Raw genomic sequence first — 4,592 nt, 5'->3', positions numbered from 1 at the left:
GACATGCGGGGTGGACTTTCGAGACCCCGCTCGAAGCCTCCCCTGCCGTGCTTGCCCGCGCCGGACGGTCGCCGCTCCTCGCGGGCCGCTCCTGCACCCTCGTGGCGACCGACCAGGGCACGGTCGAACTGCACCGCGAGTGGCCCGGCGGCCGGCTGAAGGACCTCGCCGGACGTGCTGTCCGCCGCGTGCGCGCCCTCACGAGGAAGAGCTGACTCGCAAGAGCTGACACGGACCGGCTGACGCCGCGCATCCGCACGCGCCCACTGCCGTCGACACACGCCCGCCGTGTCACTGGAGCGCCGCCCGCGCGACGGCGCGCATCGCGGGGGTGATCGAGCCGAACGCGCTCGGCGACGAGAGCGCACAGAGACTCTCGACCACTCGCTGCACTGCTGACACGTCGCCTGACCGAGGCGACCACTCGGAGAACCTTCCATCGCCCGGCCCTTCCTCCACCGCAGCCTCACCGCGCGCGACGACGCCTGCCAGCTCGTCGAAGGTCGAGGCGGAGCCATCGGCGACGGCCAGGAGGGCGAGGGTCACGGCACGCGGCCAGGCGCTGGGGAACAGCCTCTCTCTCCCCAGCGCCCGTACGCCGTCGATGATCCGTAGGAATGCCCGCACCTCACCGTCCGCCAGCCCGCGTCCGAGGTTCGTGACCACGACATGCCCGCGCAGCCTGCGCATCGCTTTGGTCCGACGTGCGAGCGACGCGAGAGCATCGGCAGGGTCGGGAAGGCCCGGCACCGCCGTGTCCGGCCAGTCGAGGGCGTCGACGGCATCGGAGACGATCGCGCGGGGCAGCCACCCATCGGTCGGATCCTGATCGACACCCTCGGGGCCGATCCGCGCGACGAGCATCCGGATGCCGGCCGTCGCCGACTCCGCGAACTCCGAGCCCGCCGGGGTCTCCTCGAAGGGCACCGGGTCGTTGAGCTCCGCGTCGTCGAGGTGCGCGAGGAGGGCGAGACGACGCACCGGGGAGAGCCCTTGGCACAATGCCGCCAGCGGTGAGAACGGACGGAGAGCATCGCCGCCGACCCCGCAAGCCGCAGGGTCGAGGCGCGGCTGCACCAGGCCGAACCGCTGGGCGAGCTCGAACCCCACATGCTCTGCGCGGAATGCAGGTCGCTGTGTCTGCCAGCTTCCCACCGGCGACGGGAGCACCGGGACGGACTCCGCGTCGACGACGGTGACCCGCGGGTCGCCCATCCGTGTCGCGTACGGCCCACTGATCACCACGTCGACCACATCGGCGACACCGGGGACCGACACCTGCTGCGTCGGGGCCCGCCAGGGACACAGGTCGATGTGCAGCGACCGACCCGCGTCCGCTTCGAGCTCGGGCGCTTCCGGATCGAGCCCGAGACTCAGCCGATAGGCCTCGATCAGCCAGTACGAGGGGGCATCCCGTGGCACACCGATGACGCGGGTGAGCTCGGGGCATCCTGAGACCGACATCTCGACATGAAGTGCCCACGTGACGTGGACGTGCTCGGAGAGTTCCATCCGCGCAACGCTAGGTCGTCCCCGGCATCACCCCAGGACTCGAAGCCACCGATTGTCGAGAACTCGATGAAGCCGTCTTCGGTGCAGAAGAGTTGCGAACACGAGCCGTCGGCGGGGCGCGAACTACCGGCGCGCGAGCAGCTCCTCGAGACGTGCGGCCTCCCCCTGCGCCATCGCGTATCCGTGCTCGGGCGCGGGGTAAGCGCCGCTGCGCACCTCCGATGCGTACGCCCCGACCCCCGCGATGGCGTCCGTCCGCAGCTCGGCATACCGCTTGACGAACCTGGCGGCCGACCCGTCGAAGAGTCCGAGCAGATCGTGGAAGACGAGCACCTGTCCGTCGGCCGCGCCACCCGCTCCGATACCGATCACGGGGACGTCCAGCAGCGGCATGAGCGCAGCCGTCACCTCGGACGGCACCGCCTCGACGACGATCATCGAGCACCCGGCATCCTGCAACGCGAGCGCATCCTCGATCACGGCCAGTGCGGCCTCGGCGGAGCGCCCCTGCGCACGGTAGCCCCCGAGCGCGGTGGCGGTCTGCGGCGTGAGCCCGACGTGCCCGACGACCGGGATGCCCGCCTGCACGAGCGCCCTGGCGCGCTGGACCGTCGTCCCGCCGCGCTCGATCTTCACGAGGTCGCAGCCGGCTTCCTTGATGAAGCGCTGCGCGGTGGCGATGGCGAGCTCGTCGGAGGCCTCGTACGAGCCGAAGGGCAGGTCGCCGACGAGGAGAGGCACTGTGAGCCCCCGCCGCACCGCCTTGGTCAGCATCAGCATCTCGTCGAGCGTGACCGGCACCGTGCTGTCGTAGCCCAGGACGGTCATCGCGGCCGAGTCGCCGACGAGCACCACGTCGACGCCGGCGGCCTCGACGATCTGTGCGCCCGGGTGGTCGTACGCGGTGACCATGACGATGGGCTCACCGGCCGCCTTCTTCGCCCCGAGGGCGGCGAGGGTGACCTGGGTGCGGGGAGCGGCATGAGCGCTCATGCGCTGACCTCCGTATCGGTTGTCGCCGCGGCATCGGCGACGTGCAGGACGTGGTTGTCGATCAGGCGGGCCGCCCCGATGTGTGCGGCGACCGCGAGCAGGGCGTCACGATCGACGCGGGCGAGGGGGCGCAGCGTCTCGGCATCTCGGAGCTCGAGGTACTCGGGGTCGATCCCGGCATCGGCGAGCACTCGTCTCGCCGTGGAGAGGATGCTCCCCGCGTTCGGATCACCCGTCTCGAACACCGCAGCCCCGGCATCGAGCGCCCGGTTCAGAGCGGAGGCCTGCACGCGGGCCTCCGCGTCGAGGTAGACGTTCCTGGAGCTCATGGCGAGGCCGTCCGCTTCCCGCACGATCGGACAGGCGACGATCCGCACGTCGAGGTCGAGGTCCCGCACGACGCGGCGGACGACGAGCACCTGCTGCGCATCCTTCTGCCCGAAGTACGCGGCGTCCGGTCGGACGATCCCGAACAGCTTGGTGACGACCGTGGCCACGCCGTCGAAGTGGTGCACTCCACGACTCGCGCCATCGAGCACGTCGGTGAGACCGGCGACGTGGATGTTCGTCGCGAACCCGTCGGGGTAGATCTCGGACGCGGTGGGAGCGAAGAGGATGTCGACGCCCGCGGCCTCCGCGAGTCCGGCGTCGCGGGCCTCGTCGCGCGGATACGCGCTGAGGTCTTCGTTGGCGCCGAACTGGGTCGGGTTGACGAACAGCGACACGACGACGAGGTCGGACGCCTCGCGCGCGGTACGCATGAGGGAGAGATGGCCATCGTGGAAAGCACCCATGGTGGGCACGAGGCCGATGGTCCCACCCGCGGCTCTGGCTTCTCGGATCGCGGCGCGGACCTCGCGGATCGTGCGGAGGATTCTCATGCCGGGGGCTCCTCGAGTGCGGTGGCGGATGCGGTGGCGGTGGGTCGGGCAGCGACCTCGCGCGTGGCTGCGGCGAGCGCGTCGAACAGGTCGTCGAGCTCCAGCCCTTCGGCGACAGCACGCTGGCGTGCGACCGTCTCCTCGTCGCCGCGCGCGATGGGCCCGGTCAGCACAGCGGCAGCGCCGTCCTTCGCCCAGTTCTCGACCGTCTGACGTACGAGCGGAGCCAGGAGCGACCGGGCGACGTCGCGAGGAATCCCCGCATTCGAAGCCAGGTCCTCCGCCGCGTCGAGCACGGTGAGGACGAAGTTCGAGGCGGACGACGCGGCCGCGTGATAGCTCGCACGGTGTGCGTCGTCGACCTCGAACGGGCGTGCACCGAGAGCGAGGGCGAGCTGCTCCGCGACCTCACGAGCTGCGGGCGTATGACCGGCGATCGCGGCACCGATGCCGCGGAACACCTCGGCGGGCTCGTCGCCGGTGAAGGTCTGCAGCGGATGGAGGCTGAAATCCACATCGGTGAGCGCGGTCGCGCCGGATACATGTCCGAGGAAGCGCGCATGGGGCCGGGCAATGGCCGCAGCCTCGCCGATGGCCGCATCCGGAACGCTGAGGAGGACGACATCCACGTCCGGAATCCGCTCGTCCCGTCCGAGGGGTCCCACGACGTCGAGATCCGCTGCCCGCAGAGCCCGCGCGAGTACGCCTCCGAGACGGCCGGCGCCGACGATGGCGATGGTCGTCCCTGGTGCGAGAGAGGCGGATGTGTGCATGTCGATTGCCGGGCCGGGTCACGCGGCGCGGGTGCCAGAAGTATCCGCCCGGCACCGCATACGATCCAAATCAGAGAGCAGAGTGCGTACGTGAGAACCACATACATATGACATTCTGGTCACTCTTATCGACTTTTGCGTGTCTATTCGCTCTCCGGCGGAATTGACGAACCCCTGAGGTGCGAGGACGCACCCCAGGGGCCTCCCGCCCGCCGAGCTCAGTCGCGCGGCCAGACCACGACGATCCCCGCTCCGATGACGGCGAGCGCCGCCGCGCCGAGGAAGAGCCAGGAGAATCCACCGGTGAGGGCAGTCGCCTCGGAGGCTCCCTCCGCGGACAGCGCCGCGGTGCGCAGACCGGCGACGGTCCCGAGAACGGCGAGTCCGACCGCGCCACCGATCTGCTGACTCGTGTTGATCAGACCCCCGGCGA

5 protein-coding genes and 1 pseudogene are annotated in these 4,592 nt (G+C 70.5%); 1 reads left to right on the top strand and 5 read right to left on the bottom strand.

What is annotated here, in order from left to right:
• A partial coding sequence (locus tag DSP71_RS21835) for a hypothetical protein (RefSeq protein ID WP_181800638.1) occupies positions 1-215 on the top strand: 215 nt, incomplete at its 5' end.
• Between the two features lie 76 nt (positions 216-291).
• Here the strand turns inward: DSP71_RS21835 and DSP71_RS02250 are convergent.
• From DSP71_RS02250 to DSP71_RS22950, 5 genes and pseudogenes are all read right to left on the bottom strand, one after another.
• Complete coding sequence (locus tag DSP71_RS02250) at positions 292-1,512, bottom strand: hypothetical protein (RefSeq protein WP_113680253.1); 1,221 nt, start codon at positions 1,510-1,512, stop codon at positions 292-294.
• A 123-nt stretch (positions 1,513-1,635) separates the two neighbouring features.
• On the bottom strand, positions 1,636-2,505 hold the full coding sequence (gene panB / locus DSP71_RS02245; RefSeq protein WP_113680252.1) for a 3-methyl-2-oxobutanoate hydroxymethyltransferase: 870 nt from the start codon (positions 2,503-2,505) through the stop codon (positions 1,636-1,638).
• Positions 2,502-3,386 carry a pantoate--beta-alanine ligase gene (panC, locus tag DSP71_RS02240; protein ID WP_113680251.1) on the bottom strand — a complete coding sequence of 295 codons (885 nt, stop codon included), beginning with the start codon at positions 3,384-3,386 and terminating at the stop codon, positions 2,502-2,504. The genes panB and panC overlap by 4 nt, the downstream gene beginning before the upstream one ends.
• Positions 3,383-4,159: a DUF2520 domain-containing protein gene (locus DSP71_RS02235; RefSeq protein WP_113680250.1), complete on the bottom strand. Its 777-nt coding sequence runs from the start codon at positions 4,157-4,159 to the stop codon at positions 3,383-3,385. Before DSP71_RS02235 ends, panC begins: the two co-directional genes overlap by 4 nt.
• Positions 4,160-4,377: 218 nt before the next feature.
• Positions 4,378-4,592, bottom strand: a pseudogene (locus DSP71_RS22950) (MFS transporter); the annotation flags it as partial.

This window comes from Microbacterium sp. H6 (genome assembly GCF_003314775.1).
Taxonomy (GTDB): Bacteria; Actinomycetota; Actinomycetes; order Actinomycetales; family Microbacteriaceae; genus Microbacterium; species Microbacterium oxydans.
This window is presented reverse-complemented; position numbering and strand designations above follow the sequence as displayed.

Excerpts from the sequence above, each read along its gene's own strand:
- panC (WP_113680251.1), bottom strand. The coding sequence starts at position 3,386 with ATGAGAATCCTCCGCACGATCCGCGAGGTCCGCGCCGCGATCCGAGAA.
- panB (WP_113680252.1), bottom strand. The coding sequence starts at position 2,505 with ATGAGCGCTCATGCCGCTCCCCGCACCCAGGTCACCCTCGCCGCCCTC.
- DSP71_RS02235 (WP_113680250.1), bottom strand. The coding sequence starts at position 4,159 with ATGCACACATCCGCCTCTCTCGCACCAGGGACGACCATCGCCATCGTC.
- DSP71_RS02250 (WP_113680253.1), bottom strand. The coding sequence starts at position 1,512 with ATGGAACTCTCCGAGCACGTCCACGTCACGTGGGCACTTCATGTCGAG.